This window comes from Okeanomitos corallinicola TIOX110 (assembly GCF_038050375.1).
GTDB lineage: Bacteria > Cyanobacteriota > Cyanobacteriia > Cyanobacteriales > Nostocaceae > Okeanomitos > Okeanomitos corallinicola.
The window spans coordinates 2,731,253-2,755,319 of sequence record NZ_CP150886.1 but is presented as its reverse complement, the minus strand read 5'-3'; the positions used below and the strand labels follow the sequence as shown (position 1 = coordinate 2,755,319).

General features: G+C 37.6%; 21 protein-coding genes. 11 read left to right on the top strand and 10 right to left on the bottom strand.

Translation table 11 applies throughout. From position 1 onward, the window contains the following. The first annotated feature begins 450 nt into the window (after positions 1 to 450). The 4 genes from hisD (at position 451) to WJM97_RS11925 (ending at position 3,365) form a co-directional block, all read left to right on the top strand. Positions 451 to 1,752: a histidinol dehydrogenase gene (hisD, locus tag WJM97_RS11940; protein ID WP_353929028.1), complete on the top strand. Its 1,302-nt coding sequence runs from the start codon at positions 451 to 453 to the stop codon at positions 1,750 to 1,752. 328 nt (positions 1,753 to 2,080) lie between these two features. Further along, positions 2,081 to 2,509, top strand: a complete 429-nt coding sequence (locus WJM97_RS11935; RefSeq protein WP_353929027.1) for a universal stress protein — start codon at positions 2,081 to 2,083, stop codon at positions 2,507 to 2,509. Between the two features lie 173 nt (positions 2,510 to 2,682). After that, on the top strand, positions 2,683 to 3,000 hold the full coding sequence (locus WJM97_RS11930) for a hypothetical protein (RefSeq protein WP_353929026.1): 318 nt from the start codon (positions 2,683 to 2,685) through the stop codon (positions 2,998 to 3,000). Continuing rightward, on the top strand, positions 2,997 to 3,365 hold the full coding sequence (locus WJM97_RS11925; RefSeq protein WP_353929025.1) for an aspartyl protease: 369 nt from the start codon (positions 2,997 to 2,999) through the stop codon (positions 3,363 to 3,365). Before WJM97_RS11930 ends, WJM97_RS11925 begins: the two co-directional genes overlap by 4 nt. A gap of 34 nt (positions 3,366 to 3,399) precedes the next feature. Here WJM97_RS11925 and WJM97_RS11920 read toward each other — a convergent pair whose 3' ends face one another. From WJM97_RS11920 to fabI, 5 genes are all read right to left on the bottom strand, one after another. Next, complete coding sequence (locus WJM97_RS11920; RefSeq protein WP_353929024.1) at positions 3,400 to 3,561, bottom strand: hypothetical protein; 162 nt, start codon at positions 3,559 to 3,561, stop codon at positions 3,400 to 3,402. Between the two features lie 734 nt (positions 3,562 to 4,295). Continuing rightward, entirely contained in the window at positions 4,296 to 5,735 is a 1,440-nt protein-coding gene (locus WJM97_RS11915) for an SLBB domain-containing protein (RefSeq protein WP_353929023.1), read from the bottom strand. A gap of 495 nt (positions 5,736 to 6,230) precedes the next feature. Further along, entirely contained in the window at positions 6,231 to 7,211 is a 981-nt protein-coding gene (locus tag WJM97_RS11910) for an ABC transporter ATP-binding protein (protein WP_353929022.1), read from the bottom strand. A 132-nt stretch (positions 7,212 to 7,343) separates the two neighbouring features. Then, positions 7,344 to 7,940: an imidazoleglycerol-phosphate dehydratase HisB gene (gene hisB, locus WJM97_RS11905; RefSeq protein WP_353929021.1), complete on the bottom strand. Its 597-nt coding sequence runs from the start codon at positions 7,938 to 7,940 to the stop codon at positions 7,344 to 7,346. Positions 7,941 to 8,045: 105 nt separating this feature from the next. After that, positions 8,046 to 8,822, bottom strand: a complete 777-nt coding sequence (gene fabI, locus WJM97_RS11900; protein ID WP_353929020.1) for an enoyl-ACP reductase FabI — start codon at positions 8,820 to 8,822, stop codon at positions 8,046 to 8,048. Between the two features lie 387 nt (positions 8,823 to 9,209). Here fabI and ntcA point away from each other — a divergent pair, with 387 nt between their 5' ends. From ntcA to WJM97_RS11885, 3 genes are all read left to right on the top strand, one after another. Then, on the top strand, positions 9,210 to 9,881 hold the full coding sequence (gene ntcA / locus WJM97_RS11895; protein ID WP_353929019.1) for a global nitrogen regulator NtcA: 672 nt from the start codon (positions 9,210 to 9,212) through the stop codon (positions 9,879 to 9,881). Between the two features lie 169 nt (positions 9,882 to 10,050). Then, positions 10,051 to 11,541 (top strand): DUF3084 domain-containing protein, encoded by a 1,491-nt coding sequence (locus tag WJM97_RS11890; protein ID WP_353929018.1) that lies wholly within the window; start codon positions 10,051 to 10,053, stop codon positions 11,539 to 11,541. Positions 11,542 to 11,573: 32 nt separating this feature from the next. Then, on the top strand, positions 11,574 to 11,996 hold the full coding sequence (locus WJM97_RS11885) for a pre-16S rRNA-processing nuclease YqgF (protein WP_353929017.1): 423 nt from the start codon (positions 11,574 to 11,576) through the stop codon (positions 11,994 to 11,996). 12 nt (positions 11,997 to 12,008) lie between these two features. Here the strand turns inward: WJM97_RS11885 and WJM97_RS11880 are convergent, their stop codons facing one another. Beyond that, positions 12,009 to 12,272 (bottom strand): DUF3146 family protein, encoded by a 264-nt coding sequence (locus WJM97_RS11880; RefSeq protein ID WP_353929016.1) that lies wholly within the window; start codon positions 12,270 to 12,272, stop codon positions 12,009 to 12,011. Positions 12,273 to 12,615: 343 nt separating this feature from the next. On the opposite strand from WJM97_RS11880, the gene WJM97_RS11875 reads away from it, so the two are divergent. Further along, on the top strand, positions 12,616 to 13,581 hold the full coding sequence (locus tag WJM97_RS11875; RefSeq protein ID WP_353929015.1) for a hypothetical protein: 966 nt from the start codon (positions 12,616 to 12,618) through the stop codon (positions 13,579 to 13,581). Positions 13,582 to 13,587: 6 nt separating this feature from the next. On the opposite strand, the gene WJM97_RS11870 is transcribed toward WJM97_RS11875, so the two are convergent. Together WJM97_RS11870 and WJM97_RS11865 are read right to left on the bottom strand one after the other, a co-directional pair. After that, positions 13,588 to 13,824 carry a hypothetical protein gene (locus WJM97_RS11870; RefSeq protein WP_353929014.1) on the bottom strand — a complete coding sequence of 79 codons (237 nt, stop codon included), beginning with the start codon at positions 13,822 to 13,824 and terminating at the stop codon, positions 13,588 to 13,590. A 135-nt stretch (positions 13,825 to 13,959) separates the two neighbouring features. Then, a complete protein-coding gene (locus WJM97_RS11865; protein WP_353929013.1) occupies positions 13,960 to 16,116 on the bottom strand; it encodes a polyribonucleotide nucleotidyltransferase in 2,157 nt (718 codons plus the stop codon). Positions 16,117 to 16,479: 363 nt separating this feature from the next. Between WJM97_RS11865 and WJM97_RS11860 the strand changes: the two genes are divergently transcribed. From WJM97_RS11860 to WJM97_RS11850, 3 genes are all read left to right on the top strand, one after another. After that, positions 16,480 to 19,695, top strand: a complete 3,216-nt coding sequence (locus WJM97_RS11860; RefSeq protein ID WP_353929012.1) for a DEAD/DEAH box helicase — start codon at positions 16,480 to 16,482, stop codon at positions 19,693 to 19,695. A gap of 36 nt (positions 19,696 to 19,731) precedes the next feature. Continuing rightward, entirely contained in the window at positions 19,732 to 20,583 is an 852-nt protein-coding gene (locus WJM97_RS11855) for an SWIM zinc finger family protein (RefSeq protein WP_353929011.1), read from the top strand. Between the two features lie 252 nt (positions 20,584 to 20,835). Next, entirely contained in the window at positions 20,836 to 21,681 is an 846-nt protein-coding gene (locus WJM97_RS11850; RefSeq protein WP_353929010.1) for an SPFH domain-containing protein, read from the top strand. On the opposite strand, the gene folP is transcribed toward WJM97_RS11850, so the two are convergent. Continuing rightward, positions 21,678 to 22,547, bottom strand: coding sequence for a dihydropteroate synthase (gene folP, locus WJM97_RS11845; protein WP_353929009.1), 870 nt, complete (start codon positions 22,545 to 22,547; stop codon positions 21,678 to 21,680). The genes WJM97_RS11850 and folP overlap by 4 nt on opposite strands. 107 nt (positions 22,548 to 22,654) lie before the next feature. Continuing rightward, a complete protein-coding gene (gene tpiA, locus WJM97_RS11840) occupies positions 22,655 to 23,380 on the bottom strand; it encodes a triose-phosphate isomerase (RefSeq protein WP_353929008.1) in 726 nt (241 codons plus the stop codon). Positions 23,381 to 24,067 lie beyond the last annotated feature (687 nt).

The window sequence follows — 24,067 nt, the reverse complement described above, 5'->3', positions numbered from 1 at the left end:
AAGAGAATTGGAATAAACTTGATCCCGAAATGGGCTAATAGTCAAACTAATACTCAAATAAGCTAATAAATTTACTCGAACTCTTGCCTAAATTTACTTAAACTTGTTTAAGTCATCGTAAGTAAGGTTTTGACAAAGGTAAATTAGTTAATCTAAAATACCCTTTAGGCAATAACCAAGTCTTCAAATTTGAAGATAGTCAGGTAGGGCAAGCTTTGTCCGCACCGAAAGCCTGTAAATTAAGTAAGTGCCGTCACTCTTGAACATACACCAGATTGCAAATCAATGAGGTACAGAATCAAAATTGAAACCTAGACACCAAGCTAGTTTCACCCCTGACTCCTGACTCCTGAATTCTGCTGTAAACAGGAAGCTAACTTCATATTTTTAGGCAGATTTGAGTAAGTTTAGTAAAGCGAAATATTATAATTTTGGCATTGTCTTTACTCCATGCTGCGAATTATTACTCAGCAGGCAGACGTTAGAGCCGAACTACAACGTATCTGCGAACGCACCCATGATCAACAAGTGCTGCACAAAGAAGCAACGGTGCGAGAAGTGTTACAAGCAGTTAAGCGCCAAGGCGACAAAGCTGTACTGCACTACACAGCCGAATTTGATCAACAAACCTTGCAACCAGAAGAACTCAGAGTGACAGGCTCAGAACTGGATGCAGCTTATCAGCAAGTACCTAAAGATTTGTTGGCAGCCATTCAACTGGCCTGTCGTCAAATTGAAGCATTCCATCGCCAGCGAGTCCCAAAAAGCTGGGTACACTTTGGTGATGACGAAGTAGTATTGGGTAAACGTTATACACCTGTAGATCGGGCAGGTTTATACGTACCAGGAGGACGAGCTTCCTACCCCAGTACAGTATTAATGAACGCTATACCAGCTAAAGTAGCAGGTGTACCTCGGATCGTGATGGTAACACCGGTAAGAGGTGGAAAAGCAGTTAATCCAGCCGTTTTAGTAGCTGCCCAAGAAGCAGGAATAGAAGAAATTTATCGCATAGGTGGCGCTCAGGCGATTGCAGCTTTAGCCTATGGCACAGAAACAATTCCGAAAGTGAATGTGATTAGCGGACCAGGTAACATTTATGTCACCTTGGCTAAAAAACTAGTCTACGGCACAGTGGGTATTGATTCCTTGGCAGGTCCTAGCGAAGTGCTAATTATTGCCGATGAAACAGCCAACCCCGTTCATGTGGCTACGGACTTATTAGCCCAAGCGGAGCATGATCCAATGGCAGCAGCTATTTTGATTACAACTGACGCTGGGTTAGCCAAAAAAGTCCAAGTAGCTGTAGAAAAACAACTGGTAGATCATCCGCGACGAATAGACACAGAAAAGGCGATCGCCCATTATGGCTTAATAGTCGTAGTTGAATCTCTAGAAGCAGCAGCAGAATTATCTAATGAATTTGCTCCCGAACACCTAGAATTAGAAGTTAAAGATCCTTGGGCTTTAATTTCTGAAATTCGTCATGCCGGAGCGATTTTCTTGGGTTATTCGACACCAGAAGCAGTAGGTGACTACTTAGCCGGACCCAACCATACCTTACCTACATCTGGTGCAGCACGCTATGCTTCCGCTTTAGGCGTGGAAACCTTCTTGAAACACTCTAGTATTATCCAATACTCACCCACAGCACTGCAAAAAGTAGCTGGTGCAATTGACTCTCTAGCTCAAGCTGAGGGTTTACCTTCCCATGCTGATTCAGTCTGTAGAAGAGTTCAAGAAGAAGAGTAATTTAGAATGCTTTATTTTTCTCGTGAATGTGATTGACAAATACTAATTAATGGCTTTTCATTTTAGATTTTGGTTTCAACAAACTGACACTTACACTTGAGACATTTTAACGGTTTGAAACCATAAGTCCTCTAGTAAATTAATTGAAGGAGTCGTTAACAACGCCTCCCTATCAATCTTTTTTGGTTAACATTAAACTGGAGCGTGCCGACACTTTCATGTGTTAAATAAGCCTAGCTAAACTGATGAAACAGAAAGAAAATGTGAGTATTTTCTTAACATTTTGTTAGAATTTTTCTATCAGTCTACTCTTGAGGAGACAAAAGCGGTGTTAAAAACTATTTTAGTAGCTTTGGATGGCTCGGAAATTACTGAAAAAGTAGTTAAAACTTTAGGAGATTTGGTCTTATCATCAAACACCAAAGTGGTACTATGTCATGTATTTCCGACACCAGACTCAAAAATAGAATTACCCGCTGATTGTCCTCATCCAGATTCATCTAACTTCTCTTATTTTCAAGTAGAAAAGCAGTTGCAATCTTACCAGGAAAAATTACCTGTTAAAAGTGAAATAGAATTAGTCGCAGGTGATCCTGCTGATGAAATTATTCGTCTAGCTAATATTCATCAAGCTGACTTAGTGGTAGTTGGTAGTCGTGGGTTAACGGGAATGAAAAAAATAGTTTTAGGTTCTGTTAGCACACAGGTAATGGAAGAAGTTCATTGTTCTGTGTTGGTTGTGAAACCGGGGAAGTAATTTGTAATTCATAATTAAGAATGTAGGTTTAGCAATGCTAATGCTAAACCACTACATTTTGTTAATCAATATTTCCTCTTTTCGCTTTTTTCACTTTCTCAACTTGCTTGGGTGTTTCCACTTCTTGATACAGTTGGATAATTTATAATATAAATATCTAGGAGGTATAAAATATGCTAGAAATTCAATCTCATCAAAAAGTACATCGGGGTAGATTATTTCCTGAAATTCAGTGGACAGAAGATCAGAAACATCTTTATAGAGATAATTTAGAAAATCATCATCAACGCTGTAGAGTTATTTTTGAAAGATTGCAGCCAGAGTTGATTAAAAATCATTATAACTGGTTTATGGCAGTTGATTCAGAAACTGGGGATTATTTTATTGATCAAAATGAAGAAGTTGTGACTCAAATGTGTTTGCAAAAACATCCAAATGCTATACCATTTATTTTTGTGATTAATGAAACGGGTGTAGCTGGGAAGATATGATTCTAGGTAGTTTTGGTAGTGATGGGGAGCTTTTTTTTGAAATTGATTTAATTACTGCTGATGGTTTAGAATTATCAGTAATCGCTATGTTAGATACTGGTTTTACAGAACTACTTGCTGTTAATTCCCAAGATTTAGAAGCGTTAGGTTGGCGTTTTTTGCGGGAAAGACCACTAAAAACAGCGCAGGGAATCAAAACTTTTAGAATTTATTTAGGAAAGGTACGCATTGACGGAAGAGAGTTGGAAATTCCGGTTTACGGTGGTGAGGAAATTACAGAAGTTTTACTTGGTAGTCAATGGTTGAAGATTATGCGATTAGTTGCGGATATGTCCGCAGATGTTTTAAGTTTGGAAATAGTTTGAGCAATCTAAATGATTACCAATAACAACAGCATAATTAATATTTTCGTTTAAGTTGCTCAACAAAAATTACCTTTCCTTCCTCAACATTCTTTTTCGCCTTGGCCAAATCTTCTTTAAAACCTTGAGTCTTCAATAACTCTTCCGTGGCATCATTATCTTCTCGATCTACCAAATACGCTAAAAAATCAACAGCCACTAATCATCTTTCTGGTGACAGCTGATCAATATATTCTTGAATTTGTTGGCGGATCTCTCCTGTATTCATAAACTATTCCTAAATTTTTAAGCAGATTATATCGTAAATATCCATATGACAGATGTAGGCGATCGCTTTTCTCTTTCTCATTCACTGAAAATAGACAATCGTTAATATTGTGACTTCCCATTTATTCTTTTTACTAATCCAGGCTACATCACATAAAATGTCTGATTTGTCAACCCCCCGATTTCTAACCCGCAAATAACAGCATCAAATATTTGTAATTCTCTGGTCAGGAAATCTTGCTAATTTGCTCAAATTTTTTGCAGATGTTCAGGTTTACGAGTTCTGAAATACTTACGGGGTAAAGACTTTTAATTTGCAGTTATCAATGCCTGTTTAGAAATAGACAGAGTTAGGCAAAATACAAATTCTACTAAATCATAGCAGATCGCTGAAAGTATTGCAATATCGTTGATAAATAAAAATAATTCTCAATTAATTATTAAGAAAATATAAAGGAGAAAGTTTATAAGTTTTAAACTACTCAACTATTTCAATTCTTCTATAATTTAAATTTATACAAAACCTAAAAGAGAAGGATCTTACTGTTGATAATTGACTGCTGCTATAGTATACAAAATAAGCCTGCTGTAGCAGGCGGAAAACACTTATTTCTCATTAAGCAAATTTTGGGATGTGTTATCATCCCATTTTTACAATATCCTTGTTTAGAGTCCAAAGAATCTGAGAACGTTAAATATCAGACCCAATGGACCAGCTACAGTACCGACCGTATCTCCAGTCTTAGCAATACCAGAACGGTTAACTACAACAACGTCATTGTTGCGGAGAATGGGATTAGTTTCGTCATTAATTTCCTTAGAGAAATCTATTTTAACTATTCGTTTAGTAACAGTACCATTGGGATTGAGGCGAATTAAATCTACTGCTCCACTACTTGCTCTTGCATCATTAAAACCACCAGCCGCCAATAAAGCCTGATTTAAAGTGCTATTGGGTTGTAGCTCTGTTAAGCCAGGTTTTTTAACTTCTCCCACGACCCCAACTTTAATGGTTGCAGGTGATAACGTAGTATTAGCTAATGCAGTGGCTTCTGCGGCGTTAATTTCAGTCGCCATGGGAACAATAATAGTATCTCCATCCTGCAACACAACATCTTGATCTAGGTCTCCTGTTTGCAGTAACTCCCACAGATTGAGAGTTATAGTTTGTTGTGTGTTAATTCTAGTCGGACGGCGAATTTTAATATTCCGAACATCTGCTTCTGATGTAATTCCCCCAGCTAGTTGGATAGCTCGCATAACAGTTGGTAAGCCGCTACCTGTTGTTTCAGGATTAACAGCACCTGCCTGGAGAGTTGCACTTCCTGGTGTTACCAGATAAGAACCAGGGCGATAAACTTGACCGGTAATGGCTACTGTCCGGGGTGCTGTTTGACTAGCTGCATAGTTAGCTGCAAATAAATTGCGCGCTTCAGCAACATTTAATTCTGTGGCTGTGGGTACAACTATGGTGTCTCCATCCCTGAGTGTGATATCTAGGGGAATTCTGCCTGTTTGAGTAATTTCTTTTAAGTTGAGACTGATAACTTGTTCCCCTGAACGTCCAGTTTTACGACGTAACTGCACTTTGGTAACATCTGCGGCTAGTGTTACTCCTTCGGCTGTGCTGAGTGCTGCTAATACTGTGGGATATTGTAAACCAGGGTTATCGCCACCTGTTCCCTGTAAGCTGAGAGTATAAGCTCCTGGCCGTGTCACTTCTCCAGCTACAAATATGTTAATGGGACGTGGGGATAACAGGTTAACTGAAATCAGGGGACGTTTGAGAAAGCGAGCGTATCTTCTGGCTATTTCATCAGATGCTTGCTCGGTGGTTAACCCTAAAACAGAAACACTACCAATTAAAGGCAGGTTAATTGCTCCGCCGGGAGGAACTTGATATTCACCTGTATATTCAGGTACTTCAAATACATTGACACGAATGCGATCGCCACCACCTAACAGGTAATCTGTAGATATGTTTGAGGTGGATGATCTTTGCTGTTGTGCTAGGCTAACGACTGGTAAAGCAAGATTGACTGTGGTAAGTAAAACCACAGATGTTGATGTGTGAGTTAGGAGTTTCCACAAATTTATATTAAGCATATTTACCTGAGAATTTGAGAGTAAGCACTGTAAAGTAATGTCTAATCATTTCAACGTTGACTATACTTAATTATTGGAGTTCCCCCGACAATGTTATCTTCTTCAGTAATTGTTATTGTCCGGATATAATTTGATTAGGACTACGTGTTTTTTAGTGAAGTAATTTTAAAGCTGATGCGGATGTCATCAATGATTTGTTAATGATTAGAGCAATTTTTAGATAATTAGTCAATAGTTAAGCATCAACATTTATTATTGGTAATAATTGGTACTATGATTTAGTAAGGTTTTTGTTGGTGTTAGTTGTTATTAATATTTCTCACGTACCACTTTATATTTATCCCATAAATGCTGCCCTTTCTAAAATATTCAAATGTTTGTAGGCGGGGAGAATTCATGAATCAGATAGTCACTTTAGGCTGAATATTGAACTTATGAAAATAACAAGTTTTTCAAATCAAATTTACAATAAAGGCTGGATTTAATCTGACAAAATTACTGCGAAGAAGTTTGATTTTGGATCTGTTCAATAAAGAATTCTTCTAGAGAACGATGGGAAAAATTAATAGTGATAATTTTCCCCCCCATCAATCGGAGGCTGGAAAGGAAATCGTAGTAATCTTCTTGTAAAATACCATGCCAAGTACCATCAGCGTCAAATTGTAGATCAGCTATTCTTTTTTTCAGAACTTCTGCATCTCCACCTTCACCTTTAACATGATATGTATTTTCTGTACCTAATAGTTCGTTGAGAGAACCACTACAAATTAATTCTCCTTTGGCTAAAATTGCCACGCGATCGCAAATCTGTTCTACTTCACTTAAAACATGACTATTGAAAAAGATAGTTTTTCCTTGTTTTTTCAGGGAAAGGATAATTTCCCGCATTTGGTAACGTCCCAATGGATCAAGTCCTGACATTGGTTCATCCAAAAATACCAGGTCTGGATCATTAATTAATGCCTGAGCCATACCAACCCGTTGTAGCATCCCTTTAGAATAACGTCGCATCAATTTTTTACGAGCATCAGTTTGAGATAAACCCACCAGTTCTAATAATTCAGGAATACGCTGACGTTGTATTTTGGTAGGAATTTGAAATAAACCAGCAGCAAATTCTAAGAATTCCCAACCTGTGAGATAGTCATACAGATAGGGATTTTCTGGCAAATAACCGATACGCTGTTTCACTGAGCGATCGCCCAATGGTTTTCCTAACAATAATCCTCTCCCCGCAGAAGGGCGAATAATTCCTAGTAGTAATTTTAACAAAGTAGTTTTACCAGCACCATTGGGACCTAGTAAACCAAAAGTTTCTCCAGGATAAACTTGTAGAGAACAGCTTTTAAGTGATATAACTTGTTGATTCAGCCAAAAACCAGTGCGATAGACTTTTCTCAACTCAGATGTGAGGACTATCGGTGGTTGATCTATAGGATTTAATTGAGGATCAGGAGTATCTGTAACAGGATTCATTGTGGTTAAACTACCAAGAATCTACAGGGTGTGAATGACTACAGGGTAAACAGTAGCACGATAATAGACATAAGAAAGTTAATCTGTCAATTATCCGTCAGAGAATAATATTTGAGCAATATTTATAGTAATTTATAATACACCCTTAGAACTAGGAATAGTTTCAGCACGACGTGGATCGATTTCCGTAGCCATCCGCATAGCTCTAGCAAAAGCTTTGAAAGTGGCTTCAATAATATGATGGGAGTTAATACCATCTAATTGGCGAATGTGTAAGGTCATTTGACTATGATTGACCACAGCTACAAAAAATTCTCTCACTAATTGAGTATCATAATTTCCCACTCTTTGAGTAGGAATATCTAAACCATAACTGAGATGAGGCCGACCAGAAAAATCTAAAGCGACTTGAATTAAAGATTCATCAAGGGGTGCAACAAAGTGACCAAAACGGACAATACCTTTTTTGTGTCCTAGTGCTTGGTGTAAAGCTTGACCCAAGGTAATACCAACATCTTCATTTGTGTGGTGATCATCAATTTCCCAGTCACCTTTGGCTTGAATATCTAAATCAAACAAACCGTGGGAGGAAATTTGATGGATCATGTGGTCTAAAAAGGGAATTCCTGTGTCAGATTTACAGATCCCTGTCCCATCAAGGTTAATAGTGACTTGTACTTCTGTTTCCCCAGTTGTGCGTTTAACTGTAGCAATGCGTTGATTAGTCATTAGTCATTAGTTATTATTTATTGGTGATTGGTGATTGGTGATTGGGTTTTTTATTCACCCTTACTTTTTTACTGTCACCTGTCACCTGTCACCTGTCACATCTTGTTACATTCCCATCATTTCATAGCCAGAATCTACATAGAGAATTTGCCCAGTAATACCACTAGATAAATCACTACATAAAAATGCGGCGGTGTTGCCTACTTCTAATTGTGTAACAGTGCGACGTAAAGGAGCGACCTTTTCCACATGGTGAATCATATCTAAGATTCCGCCTACGGCTGAAGATGCTAAAGTCCGGATGGGACCAGCGGAAATGCCATTAACGCGAATATTTTGGGGTCCGAGTTCTGCGGCTAAGTAACGGACACTAGCTTCTAATCCTGCCTTAGCTACACCCATAATGTTGTAATTGGGGATAGCTCGAACTGCGCCTAAATAGGAAAGAGTAACAATACTACCACCTTCTGTCATTAAAGGCTTGGCAGCACCGCTTAACTGCACAAGTGAGTATGTGCTAACTTCTAAAGCTTTATTAAAACCAGCACGGGAAGTGTTGCTAAAATCGCCGGTTAGATCTTCTCTATTGGCAAAAGCTAAACAGTGAATGAGGATGTCTAACTTACCCCATTGCTGCTTTACAGTTTCAAAGGTAGCTTGAATTTGCTCGTCATTTTCAACGTTACAAGGTAGGAAAAGACTAGGTTTGAGGGGTTCTACTAATTCAGCTACTTTTTTTTCAAATTTGCCCTTGTCATCTGGCAGATAGGTGATACCCAGGTTAGCACCAGCTTGGTGTAGTTGTTGGGCAATACCCCAAGCAATGGAACGGTTGTTAGCAATACCAGTAACTAAGGCGTTTTTTCCAGACAGATTCAGCATAAAAATTGTCAATGTGATCAATCACTAGGAGCATACTTAACAATACTAGAATCTGAGTCTTTTTTGACTTGGTTGGGGATGAGATTTGGCAAAAATCTAATTTTGGGGGTGTGAAGAGGATCAAAATTGCAGTTAATTGTTTAAGAAGTTGTGAAGATCGTGCAAATTTTTGAACAAAAAACCCAGTTACTTGTGTTTGTGAAACAATTAATTAATAATTTATAGCTCAAAATCACAACAATTAGGTATCATAATCAACAGAACTATATAAATTCATAGATTTGAGTATAGGAAAAGACAGAAAGGTTGACGGTGCTTTCTAGATTTTTCAGGTGTATTCTTAGGTAATCAGTTTTTGTTTTTCCGGCATTGGGTAGGGGAAGGGAGATGATCGTGACACAAGATAAAGCCCTAGCAAATGTTTTTCGTCAGATGGCGACTGGAGCTTTTCCACCAGTTGTGGAGACGTTTGAACGCAACAAAACGATCTTTTTTCCCGGCGATCCCGCCGAGCGAGTTTATTTTCTTCTCAAGGGTGCGGTGAAACTCTCCAGGGTATATGAAGCAGGGGAAGAAATAACGGTAGCACTGTTACGGGAAAATAGTGTTTTTGGTGTGTTGTCGTTACTGACGGGAAATAAGTCAGATAGATTCTATCATGCCGTGGCCTTTACTGCGGTTGAATTACTTTCTGCACCAATTGAACAAGTTGAGCAAGCACTCAAGGAAAATCCAGAATTGGCGATGTTGATGCTGCGGGGTTTGTCTTCGCGGATTCTACAAACGGAGATGATGATTGAAACTTTGGCTCACCGAGATATGGGTTCTAGGTTAGTCAGTTTTCTGTTGATTCTCTGCCGTGATTTTGGTGTCCCTTGTGCTGATGGTATTACTATTGATTTGAAATTGTCTCATCAAGCGATCGCAGAAGCTATTGGTTCTACCCGTGTAACTGTGACTAGGTTATTAGGGGATTTACGCGAGAAAAAGATGATTTCTATTCACAAGAAAAAGATTACTGTGCATAAACCTGTTACCTTGAGTAGACAGTTTACTTAAAATCTGCTGGGGGATAAGTTGACACAAATTTTAGTTGTAGAAAAAACACTCATACTTGGAGGAATATTTCAAAATTGACTAATTTCTACTTTTGCCAATCTTCTTTCCCCCACAGACTATGGTTGAAAGTAGTAGGCTGTATCTGGAAGCTTTTTGGTGGTAGTTGAAGATGGCCACTGGGTACATCCTGATAGCAGCAATTCTAATTTTGGGAGGCGTAATTGCCACCGTGGGCGATCGCATCGGCACACGGGTGGGTAAAGCACGCCTCTCACTCTTCAATCTGCGTCCGAAAAAAACAGCGGTATTAGTAACAATTTTTACGGGTGGGATCATTTCTGCTTCTACTTTAGCAATTCTATTTGCGGCTGATGAAGGGTTGCGAAAAGGGGTGTTTGAGTTGGAAGATATTCAAAAAGACCTGATAGATAAACGAGAACAGTTAAAAATTGCAGAAGACCAAAAAAATCAGGTAGAGAATCAGTTAACGGAGTCAAGGAAAGAACAAGCTCAAGCACAGCAAGATTTACAAAAAATTAATCAGTCTTTGCAAGCTGCTAATGCTAAACAAAGAATTACACAAGCCCAACTTAACCGTACTATCAGTCAGCAATCTAAAACCCAAGCTCAATTAAAAGATACTCAAAGTAGATTGGGTGAAGTGGTGATTCAGTACAGAAAGTCTACATCAGAATTGCAAAGTTTATATAATCAACGGCAAGAATTACAAACCGCAGTTGCAGAATTAGCAAAGGAACGTCAGCGGTTGTATGCAGAGGCTAAAAAAGCTATAGATGAAGCTAAGACGGCGATTGAAAAACGTGATCAGGAATTGGCTAATCGTCAAAAAGTGATTGAGCAGCGTGATCAAAAAATTGCTAATTTGGATAAATTAATTCAAAATCGAAATTTAGAAATTAAACAAAGGGAAAAAGTAATTGCTACTAGGGAATCTCGCTTAAAAGAATTGGAAAAACAACAAACATATTTAGAGCAGGAAGTAGCAAGGTTAGAAAAATATTATCAATCTTACCGTGATTTACGTTTAGGTAAGTTGGCTTTAGTTCGTGGTCAGGTAATCGCTGCTGGAATAGTGCGTGTAGATAAACCTACTGCTGCTAGTCAAGTGGTAATGCAAATTTTGCAACAAGCTAATCGCAATGCCAATATTCAATTAAGTGAACCTAATACAACTCCTGGAAATTCAGAGTTATTGCGTGTTACTAAAGAAAGGGTTGAACAACTGATCAAACAAATTCAAGATGGTCGAGAATATGTGGTGAGAATTTTTTCTGCTGGTAATTATGTCCGAGGAGAAAAGCAGATAGAATTTTTTGCTGATGCGATGCCAAATGAATTGGTGTTTTCAGCTAGTGAAGTTTTGGCGACAACTTCCGCTGATATGAAAAATATGACACTATATCAATTAAGGCAAAGGTTGGATTTGTTGATTTCTGCTTCTCAGTTTCGCGCCCGTAATGCTGGTATTCTGGAAAATGTACAGATAGATGGGACTGTTGGGCGATTTTTTACTCAATTACAAGAGTCTCAAGCAACACTGGAAATTAAAGCGATCGCAGCAGAAGACACCTATACAGCGGGTCCTTTGAGAGTCAAGTTAGTAGCAATATCTGATGGAAAAGTTATTTTTAGCACTTAAATTAATGGGTAATGGGTAATTGGTAATAACTAATGACTAATACACAACCTGCAATTTTGGGCTTTGATCCTGGTCGAGATAAATGTGGTGTGGCTGTGATGGGATTGGATAGAAAACTTTATTTCCATCAAGTTGTCGCTGCTGATGAGGCGATCGCTCAAATTTCATCATTAAGACAACAATATCCTATTTCCTTAGTTGTGATGGGAGATCAAACCACGGCAAAAAAGTGGAAAAAACAATTGAATCAGGAATTAATTCCCACTGTAAATATTATTTTAGTGGATGAACGTTATACAACTTTAGAAGCACGCGATCGCTATTGGCAAATGTTCCCACCCACAGGAATAACAAAATTGTTACCCAAAGGTATGCGACAACCTCCCAGACCAATAGATGATATAGTAGCTATCCTTTTAATTGAACGCTACCTTAATCGCTTAACTTCTAATTAATAATTAATTTATTTATAATTCTGCCCGAATCGTAAAAGCATAATCTCCCCCTGGTTCTAATTGATAATCTTGTTTTTCTAAAAAGCGACCGAGAGGTTCTTTGATTAAAGCCCGACCTTGAGAGGGTTTGACAGATAATTCCCCCCGACGGAAATGCCATTTAAAATGCCATTCAAAATCTCCTGCACTGACATCACCTTCAATTAAGCCATATTGCCAAGATTGAGCGGTGATGCGGACATGGGCGGTGGTTTCTGGTAGACGTTTAGCACTCACTATGATGGATTTCCAATGAGGGATAACAAGTTAACCGTTTAGGTTACTTAGTTTTTATGTAGCAAACATTCTGGAAATTGACAAATTAAGAAGGTGACAGGTGACAGGTGACAGGTGACAGAGTTAAAGATTTGTTTATGTCTAGGTTTTCTTATCTGTTGATGTCCCAACCAGCTTAAAAGTTGTTGTAACAAGAAACTCTGATTTTTGGGGATGTTACTGGTTGCGGAAATAAAAGTTGTGTATTATGTAGTAAGTGTAATTTTTTAATACGTCAATGCACAGTAATAAAGTTGACGTTATATTTTTTTAAATTTTTGAAGCAAAAATTTTGATTAGAGAGATGAATTCTAGACAAATTGAAAGTTGGGCATTGAGAGTTATTGATTGTGTCAAAAGTGGTCAACCTAACGAAGATTTTTTGGTTGAGTTAAAGGCAGTCTGGATACCTGAAGCGAAGGCTGCTCGTCGAATAGCAGGTCATGCTAATGCTGCACGAGGAGAGAATATACTTTGGCTAATAGGTGTTGATGAAAAAAAAGGTATTGATTGTGTTATTGGAGCTAATGCCAATGATGTTGCTAGTTGGTATCCTCAAGTAGAGTCCTTTTTTAATGAGCTTGCTCCAAGAATGATTTCTTCATTGAATATTCCTGTTGATGACAAAATCGTTGTGGCTTTGCTATTTGAAACTGAGCGCGCTCCTTTTGTTGTTAAGAATCCAGTTTATGGTTCTCCAGGAGGAGGTTCTGTTGAACTTGAAGTTCCTTGGCGTGAAAAGACTGCTATAAGATCCGCACATCGTTCTGACCTGATTCGATTACTTGCTCCACTCGAATTATTACCGGAAATCGAAATTCTTGAAATTGAACTGACAGCCACAATTGCAGGAGAAGATTCTGTAGGAAATTATCATTCCGATGAATTGCGTTTAAATTCAGAGTTGTACATTGTTCCTAAAAGTAGGGAGCGTGTGATCATTCCATATCATCTATGTCGCGTAGAGTTTGAAATTTCTGGAATTCCAACATTTGAGTCTAATCCGATTAGTTTAAATCCTGCTCTTGATGACCATAGATTGGGAGCAGGTAAACCTGGCTCTTTAACAATTGAAAGTACACGATACGAAATCATAATTGATGGTCCCGGTAGGATTTCACTCGCAGCAGCAACAAAAAGACCTTCTTTACCGGAAGATGCAAAAAATTGTGATGTTCGTATATCAATTTATCTTCTGCCAACTGGTGCTAATCGTCCAGTTGTTTTAACAAAGACTTTACCTTACCCAGAAGAAAAATATCCATCATAGTGCAATTTATAAAATAGAGTCTAAAATCTCAGGCGTTAAACCTTGTGCTTGTGCTTCTTTGCTAACTTCATCCATCATATTTCTGAGATGTTGCACAGCATCTTGTCGAGAATTGAAAAGTTTTAATTGCATAATTGATGCAAACTTGAGTTGAATTTGTTCCTGTTCTTCCTTCGTTGCTTGACGATAGGCTTCTGCAATTTCTGATGGCACTTTGATGGTGATTTCTTCTCTAGTAGCCATATCTTGCTTACCTCCAATATCACTATTCAAAATAATAAAAAAATCATACAGCGATGCCCACTGTAAAAATCAGGCATCGCGGATTTTAGAATTGGGATTTATCTCTAATCCAAAATCTAAAATCCTTAATCGTTGTTAACGATTTGTAGCCGCAGCTTCCCGTGCTTTAGCAGCATCATCTGGGTGAATACCCAAGCGTGTCAGGTTGATTCTACCTTTATTGTCAATTTCGCGCACTTTGACAATCACTTCATCACCAACTGCTACCTCATCTTCAACCTTACCAACTCGATAGTCAGCAAGTTGAGAAATGTGGATCATACCTTCTTTTCCGGGCAAGAATTCCACAAATGCACCAATAGGTATAATTCGTGTCACACGACCTATGTAAACATCCCCTTCATGCAGTTTGCGAGTCATGCCTTGAACGATGTTACGCGCTCGCTTGGCTCGGTTTTCATCAACTGCGGAAATGGTGACTATGCCACTGTCTTCAATGTCAATTTTTGCACCTGTTTCTTCAGTTATTCCCTTGATGGTTTTACCACCGGGTCCAATGACTAAACCGATCATGTCAGGATCGATCTTGATGGTTAACAGACGTGGGGCAAAAGGTGATGTCTCAAGACGAGGTGTTTCAATTGTCTCAAGCATTTTACCCAGGATGTGTAACCTAGCATCTTTTGCTTGTTCTACAGCCTGTTTGATTACGTCCAAAGATAAACCAGATATTTTCATATCCATTTGTAAGGCAGTGATACCTGTATCAGTACCCGCAACCTTAAAGTCCATATCACCCAAGAAGTCTTCAATACCTTGGATATCTGTTAAAACACGGACTTCATCACCTTCTTTAATTAAACCCATTGCCGCACCGCTGACGGGTTTAAGAATGGGTACACCTGCATCCATGAGGGCGAGGGTAGAACCACAAACAGAACCCATGGAGGTAGAACCGTTAGAAGATAGAACTTCTGAAACTACACGGATCACGTAAGGGAATTGTTCTTTGGTTGGTAATACGGGTAAAATTGCCCTTTCTGCTAATGCACCGTGACCAATTTCTCGTCTTCCGGGCGCTCGCATGGGTTTAGTTTCACCGACGGAGAAGGGAGGGAAGTTGTAATGATGTAAGTAGCGTTTAGATTGATCTGTTTGCAGGTCATCGTTGAGGTTTTGAGCATCGCCAGGTGTACCTAAAGTACAAACTGATAATACTTGAGTTAGTCCTCGGTTAAATAAACCGCTGCCATGAACTCGTTGAGGTAACAAGCCAACTTGACAAGAAACTGGACGAACTTCATCTAGTTTTCGACCATCAACACGGACATTATCTTCAACAATTTGGCGACGCATAAAGTATTTGGTGATACTCTTAAAAGTATTACCAAGGGCTTTACTATTAGCTGTAGCTGCCAGGCGAATTGGATCTTCTTCGGGTAGAGCTTCAATTTCAGTAGAGATACCATCTTTAACTACATCTAAAGCAGCATCACGTTCAGTTTTAGTTAACTCAAATTGCGCCAAGATTTTCTTAATTTCAGCATTAGCGCGATCGCGGATATAGTTTTCTAAGGTTTGATCTACTTCTGGAGGCGCTTCCTGGATAATTTTTAAACCTAGTTCTTCGACTAAATCCAATTGCGCTTGGATTAAATCTCTGACTGCTTCATAACCGAAGTCAATCGCTTCGATAATATCCCGTTCCGGTAACTGATTAGCCCCTGCTTCCACCATGATCACACCATCAGGTGAACCAGCGACAATTAAATCCAAATCTCCCGCTTCAACTTCCGCATAAGTAGGATTAATGATAAAGTCATCACCCACTAAACCTACTCTCACTGCCGCCATAGGTCCATTAAAAGGAATTTGGGCAATAAGAGTAGCAATTGAAGCACCAGTCACAGCTAACACATCTGGCGGTACTTGTTCATCCATTGACAGGGTGAAAGCAATAATTTGCAAATCATCCCGTAACCATGAAGGGAACAGAGGACGAAGAGGACGGTCAATTAATCGGCTAGTAAGAATCGCCTTTTCTGGTGGACGGCCTTCCCGACGCATAATACCACCAGGGATTCTACCAGCTGCGTACAGTCTTTCTTCGTAATCTACCGTGAGGGGAAGAAAATCAATGCCTTCTCTGGCTTGTGACCTTGTAGCTGTCACTAAAACAGCAGTATCCCCCGATTCTATCAACACCGACCCACCAGCTTGGGGGGCTAACAATCCAACCTTCAGCCGAATATCCCTACCATCAAAGGATATTGACTTATCAATTTCTGCCATTCAGTTTGTTTTCCTTCTATGCACTCTATTCTCTCTCTGTGGCAATCCTAACATTTATGCACTATGGACGGCTTCTGTTAGATATATTAGTTTCACAGATTAAAGTTAGGGAACAGGAGGTACAGGGTAGGAGAGAGGGAAAACAGGGAGATAGCAGATTAGGCGTTGCTGATTAAGAGTATGATTTTATTTCACGCAGAGTCGCACAGTCGCAGAGAGTAAAAGTTGAAAATTCTTGATTTTTTAATCTTATACTGCAATTATTTGGATCTTTGAATCTAAACTTTTACTTACTTTCACTTAAATTACTTAATTACTTAATTACTTAAATTACCTTAGTTAAACAATTAGTATCTGATAAACATGGCGATTTTACACGGTATTTGGTTAAATGACAAGGACAACAACCGTTTATTTGTATGGGGCGAAACTTGGCGAAATTCCCAGATTGGGAGGGAATCTATTAACTCAACGGAAATTCCATTCAATCCATTATCTATGACAGCCGCTGAGTTAGGCAAATGGTTAGAAATAAATAATTTACAAATTAATAACTATATTCAAAATTCTGCGGTTACAGTTAGCAAACAAAAAACCCGGAAGAGTACAAAAAAAACAGAAAACACATTAACTACAGAATCACAAATAATTACTTTAATCACTAAATTCATAGGAAATGATCCAGTAATTTATCCTGTACATTCTGCCAGCTTAGATATTGATGATAATTCACTACAATATTTACATCCTTGGAAAATTGAAGGTTTTTGTCTCCAACCTCGTGAAGCTATTAAATTTCTAACTTCTTTACCATTGAGTTCAACAGATGGCAAAGATGCTTTCTTAGGGGGAGATTTAAGGTTTTGGGTGCAGATAGCACGTTGGAGTTTAGATTTAATTGCCCGCTGTAAATTTCTACCAGCTATTCATCACACATCAGATACTTCTATTATTGCTAAATGGCAGGTACTTTTAGATAGTTCTACAGATACAACTAGATTAGAAAAATTTGCTACCAAAATGCCTTTAGTCTGTCGTACTTTTCAGCAATATCAAGAAAGTAATCAAATTAACTTAGCCGTTGATTTTCCCCAAGCACCACAGGAATTAATTTTGACATTTCTCAATCATGTCATAGATGCCCAAATTCGAGAGATGCTAGGTTCTCAATCTCCTGTTGATAATAGATTAATGATGTCTTTACCATCGGCTGTACAGCAGTGGTTACAGTCTTTAACTGGGACATCTCATGTTATGAATACTGATGCAACGGAACTGGAAAGATTAGAAGCAGCCATTAAAGCATGGACTAGACCACTACAATATCAATTAGCGGGAAAAGCTGCATTTCGGACTTGTTTTCAACTACATCCACCAGCAGCAGAAAACACAGATTGGATATTAGCTTATTCTTTGCAAGCAACAGATGATGATCAATTTTTAATAGATGCTAAAACTATTTGGAATCATCCAGTTGAAAAATTAGCTTATCAACAGCGAATAATTGAACAACCCCAGGAAACATTTTTGAGGGGTTTGGGTTTAGCTTCTCGGTTATATCCAGTGATAACACCTAGTTTAGAAACTGCATCTCCCGAATTGTGTACTCTTAGTCCTGTTCAAGCTTATGAATTTATTAAAACAGTAGCTTGGAAATTAGAAGATAGTGGTTTAGGAGTAATTTTACCACCAAGTTTAGCTAATCGTGAAGGTTGGGCTAATCGTTTAGGATTGAAAATTAATGCTGAACCAGCTAAACAAAAACAAGGACGTTTAGGTTTACAAAGTTTGTTAAGTTTCCAATGGCAATTAGCAATTGGTGGACAGACAATTTCTAAATCCGAATTTGATAAATTGGTAGCTTTAAACAGTCCTTTAGTAGAAATTAATGGTGAGTGGGTAGAATTAAGACAGCAAGATATTAAGACTGCCCAAAACTTTTTTGCATCTCGTCAAGAACAAATGTCTTTATCTTTAGAAGATGCTTTAAGAATTAGCACAGGAGATACTCAAACAATTGAAAAATTACCTGTAGTTAGTTTTGATGCTTCCGGTGCATTGCAGGAATTAGTGGGGAATTTAACTAATAATCAAGATATTCAACCTTTGCCAACTCCTAGTAATTTCTGCGGAAAATTAAGACCTTATCAAGAACGTGGTGCTGCTTGGTTAGCATTTTTAGAAAGATGGGGTTTGGGCGCTTGTTTAGCGGACGATATGGGATTGGGAAAAACGATCCAATTCATTGCTTTTTTACTCCATCTGCAAGAACAAAATGCCTTAGAAAATCCTAGTCTTTTAGTTTGTCCAACTTCTGTTTTGGGTAACTGGGAAAAGGAAGTTAAAAAATTTGCGCCTAAGCTCAAAGTTTTACAATATCATGGTGATAAACGCCCCAAAGGTAAAACATTTACTGCCACTATCAATAAGTACGATTTAGTAATTACTAGCTATTCATTGGTACATAGAGATATTAAGATATTGCAAACGATGAATTGGCAAATGATTGTTTTAGATGAAGCTCAAAATATCAAAAATGCAGATTCTAAACAATCTCAAGCTGTGCGAAAATTAGATACTACATTTCGGATTGCTTTAACTGGAACACCTGTAGAAAATAGATTGCAGGAATTATGGTCTATTTTAGATTTTCTCAATCCTGGTTATTTGGGTAATAAACAGTTTTTTCAAAGACGGTTTGCTATGCCGATTGAAAAATATGGTGATACTGATTCTTTAACACAGCTAAGGTCATTAGTGCAACCTTTTATTTTGCGTCGTTTAAAAACGGATAAAACCATTATTCAAGATTTACCAGAAAAGCAGGAAATGACTGTTTTTTGTGGTTTAACTGCTGAACAGGGGCAATTATATCAAGAGTTGGTAGATGAATCTTTAGTGGAAATTGAATCAGCGGAAGGTTTGCAACGTCGAGGTATGATTTTAGGTTTATTGGTCAAACTTAAACAAATTTGTAATCACCCGGCACAATATTTAAAAGAATCTAGTTTAGGAAAATATCAATCGGCAAAATTACAGCGTCTAGAAGAAATGCTAGAGGAAGTTTTAGCTGAAGGAAACCGGGCTTTGATTTTTACTCAGTTTGCCGAATGGGGTAAATTACTTAAACCTTATTTAGAAAAACGTTTGGGTAGAGAAATCCTATTTTTGTATGGTAGCACTAGTAAAAAGCAGCGGGAAGAAATGATTGACCGTTTTCAACATGATCCCCAAGGACCACCAATTATGATTTTGTCTTTGAAAGCAGGTGGTGTGGGTTTAAATTTAACTAGGGCAAATCATGTTTTTCATTTTGATAGATGGTGGAATCCTGCGGTTGAAAATCAAGCTACGGATAGAGTATTTAGAATTGGACAAACTAAGAATGTGCAAGTTCATAAATTTGTTTGTACTGGTACTTTAGAGGAAAAAATTAATGACATGATTGAAAGTAAGAAACAATTAGCGGAACAAGTTGTGGGTACTGGTGAAGAATGGTTAACGGAACTAAATACAGATCAATTACGTGATTTACTATTACTTGACCGTAATGCAATAATTGATGAGGATGAAGAATAAGGTAAAATATATATTCTGACTCCTGACTCCTAAATTATGACTAATGATACCTTACAAGCAAGCAGAGAATGGTGGTCACAAAGGTGGCTAGATTTACTAGATTCTTATCGGTTTAAAAAACGGTTAGAAAGAGCTAGAAATTATTCTAGACAAGGTAATGTTTTAAATATTGAGTTTAAGTTAGCTAAAGTATTAGCTAGGGTGCAAGGTAGTGAACCAGAACCCTATCAAGTTTCTTTATCTCTAGATGCTTTTAGTGATGAAGAATGGGGTTATGTAATTGAAACTATGTCCCAAAAATCAATTTTTGCGGCTAAGTTGTTAGCAGGAGAAATGCCACAAAATATTGAGGATGTATTTACCAGTAATGGACTTTCCTTATTTCCTTTTACTTTAGGTGATGTTCATGGTAAATGTTCTTGTCCTGATAAAGCTGTACCTTGTAAACACATCGGTGCTGTATATTATCAATTAGGCGATCGCTTTAGTGAAGATCCTTTTGTCTTATTTCAATTAAGAGGAAGAACTAGAGACCAAATTATCAGTGATTTAAGGAAATTACGCAGCAGTAAAAACCAAGAACAAACTGAAATAATACCTTTAGAAACTGAAACTTCAGAAATTCAACAAAAACCTACTGAATATCAAGATTTATTAAAATTAAATAACTTTTGGCAATACAATGAGCCATTAGAGTCATCCTTAGTGGTAATTTCTCCTAGTGTCAGTGAGACAGTATTAGATACTTTAGGCACAATTCCCCTAGCTAAAGATCAGGAAAATGTAGCCGCTTCCTCTACGGGTGATTTGATGATGAATTATTTACAAACCATTTATAAAGATGTAAGTCAAAAGGCATTTTTAGCAGCGATGAATGTAGGGGGATAAATTCCTGGATTTCTCAGTATCTGTTTAACATTACTAAACCCCCTTACACCCCTCAATTTTTACTAAATTTGTGCTTAAATTTAGAGGATAACTCAGTCATATCAAGTATCATGTTGTAGTCATAAATAAACACTGATAAAAATATCCTAGTTTATTCATACTTTATGTCTAGTTGATTACTCGTAATCCCCAATCTCAAAAGGGATCATACTGTTCTACAATGAAACTTACAAATTCTCAAAAGGAGCATATATGGATCTATTTATTGCAATAGTTGTATTAGCACTAGTAGGCTATGCTTTTGGATCAGCTAAATTAATCAATCAAGGAAATGTTGCTGTAGTTGAAAGATTAGGGAAGTATCATCGGGTACTTAGTTCAGGATTGAATTTCATTGTTCCCTTGATTGACCAAATTGTCATGGAAGATACAACCAGGGAGCAAGTTTTAGATATCAAGCCTCAAAATGTGATTACTAAGGATAATATTTACTTAGAAGTTGATGGAGTCGTGTACTGGAAAATCATAGATATAGAGAAAAGCTTTTATGAAATTGATGATTTGCAACAGGCACTTGCTAATTTAACTACTACAAGCCTACGAGAAATCATTGCCCAAAACAGCTTAGAAGATACTAATATGTCCAGAGACGAAATGGATAGAACATTATTAGACCATTTAAATGCAGTTACAGCAGGTTGGGGCGCTCAAATTATTCGTTTGGATATTCAAAGAATTACACCACCAGAAAGCGTTCGCGCATCAATGGAAAAGGAGCGAGCTGCGGAAATTGAAAAAAGAGCGGTGATTTCTGCTGCTGAAGGGGAAAGACAAGCAGCAATAAAAAAAGCCGAAGGAACTAGAGCTTCCATGGAAATTATTTCTGGAGTTTTACGTTCTCATCCCGAAAGTAAGGATATTTTACGGTATCTTGTTGCCCAAGACTATGTACACGCTAGTCAAAAACTCAGTGAAAGTAATAATGCCAAAATTGTATTTGTAGACCCTGTGAATTCAACTGATATGTTTCAAGAGTTGATTGCTGAGTCAGTCACCAAAGAAGAAGAGGGTAAAAACTTTAGTAACGGTACAAATTAATAATTAATTGGGAAGTTATCTGTAAACTGTCTGTAAATAGCATCGGCAACCAGAGAAACATCTTTCATTTGGGCAACATCGTGAACTCTGAGAATATCAGCACCATTAAAAATTGCAGCACAACAAGCTGCTGCTGTTCCCCAAACTCTGGCTTTAGGTTCTGGTTGATTGATAATTTTACCAATAAAACTTTTGCGAGATGCTCCCACCAAGATGGGACATTCTAACTTTTTTAATTCTGGTAATTGGCGAAAAATTTCTAAATTTTGGTGATAATTTTTAGCAAAGCCAATTCCAGGATCAATAATAATTTTATCTGAGGAAATGCCAGCAGAAACTGCGACTTTAATTTGTTGGGATAAGAAACTATAAATCTCTCCCATCAAGTCTTGATAATCTGTATATTGTTGCATTGTTTGGGGAGTTCCCCGGATGTGCATCAACATAATTGGTACATTTAACTTACCCACCGTTGATAACATTTGCTGATCAAAAGTACCCCCAGAAATATCATTAACTATATCAGCCCCTGCTTCTATGGCAGCTTTAGCTACATCTGCTCTAGTTGTATCTACAGAAATAGGAATATTGATTTTTGGTCTGATTATTTGTAAAACTGACAATACCCGATCAAGTTCTTCCGTCAGGGTAATTTGTTCTGCACCTGGTCTGGTTGATTGACCACCAATATCAATAATATCAGCCCCAACTTCTACCATTGCTTGTGCTTGAGCTAAGGCAGCATTAGGGTTATTAAATTGACCTCCATCACTAAAACTATCAGGGGTGACATTTAAAATCCCCATTAAGTATGTTCGCTGTCCCCAATTAAAACAGTTTCCACGAATAATTAATTGTTTTGACATAATTTACCGAATGGGCATAGGGCATAGGGCATAGGGCATGAAAGAAATTGAACAAATTAACTTTATTCTCTTGCCTCTTGCCTCTTGCCTCTTGCCTCTTGCCTTTGTTATTGATAATTAACAATCTTGGCAAAACTATCAGCTTCTAGACTTGCACCTCCGACAAGAGCGCCGTCAATTTCTGGTTGAGCCATAATTTCATCAATATTATTCGGTTTTACTGAACCGCCATATTGAATAGTTACATTAGGATTCGTCAATTGAGAGCGAATTAAACCAATTACCCGATTTGCTTCTTTAGCTTCGCAGGTTTCACCAGTACCAATAGCCCAAATTGGTTCATAGGCTATAACTAGGTTAGTTTGATCTACATCAACTAAGCCTTTTTCTAACTGGTTACTAATCAATTTTTCGGTTTTCTTTTCATCCCGTTGTTGTTTGGTTTCACCAACACAGAGAATAGGTGTCAGTCCATATTTTTGAGCAGCTTTGAGGCGCAAATTTACTGTTGCGTCTGTTTCGCCAAAATATTGTCTTCTTTCACTATGACCAACAATGACATAGCGCACACCCAATTCCGTGAGCATGGGAGCAGCAATTTCACCAGTGTATGCTCCGTTTTCTTCCCAATGGACATTTTGCGCACCCAAATTCACACGACTACCGTGTAATGATTTGGACAATAGGCTTAAATCAGTGAAGGGAGGACACAACACAACTTCTCTGGCTGAGGGTGTATCCTCCAGATGAGGCAAAAATCCATTTAAAAATTCTGAGGATTCTGCCTGGGTTTTGAACATTTTCCAGTTACCGGCAATAACAATTTTTCGCACAGGTTATTTTGTCAAGATGCTAACGCTACTAGATCCATCTTTCACTGTACTACTTTTTTGGACACACCTTCTCTATCAGGAGGGGAAAGAGTTTTTATTTTGACTTACAAGTAATAACTTTTATGTAGAATTATAAAAGCTTATTAATACTATTTACTATTTGATCTAATTTCTGATTATGCGAGCAAATTCCCGAAAATTTATGACTGGCGTGTGGCTTGGACTGGAAGTTACTTTTACAAACAAGTAAATATTAATACATTTATCTTATTTGATTTTTAAATGAATCTTGCTAAACCTGATATATGATTGAATCTTTGTGTTTTTCGTTTTGTCTATAGCTGTAATTTAAGAAACAAACTACCCGGATTTTTATAGTTATTCTAGGAAGTTAAATATATATAGTTTTAGTAAAAAATTGATCAAATACTTAATTTAACTAATTGCACAGGATCTTTCAAAAGTAATGAATGTAGTTTTTGATTAAAATTTGATTAAAATAAAAATCAACTTCTGAATCTTTTGAGTGTAAATTATGTGCAGTTAATAAAAGCAGATGTTAGAATTGGTTAATTCTCATATTTGTACTGAGAATTTAACCTAATGCACTTTATAGAATTGTATAAAACAAAACTAAATTAATATTTTGTCAGTTACATTTCTATTCGGTGTCAATTAATTATAAAA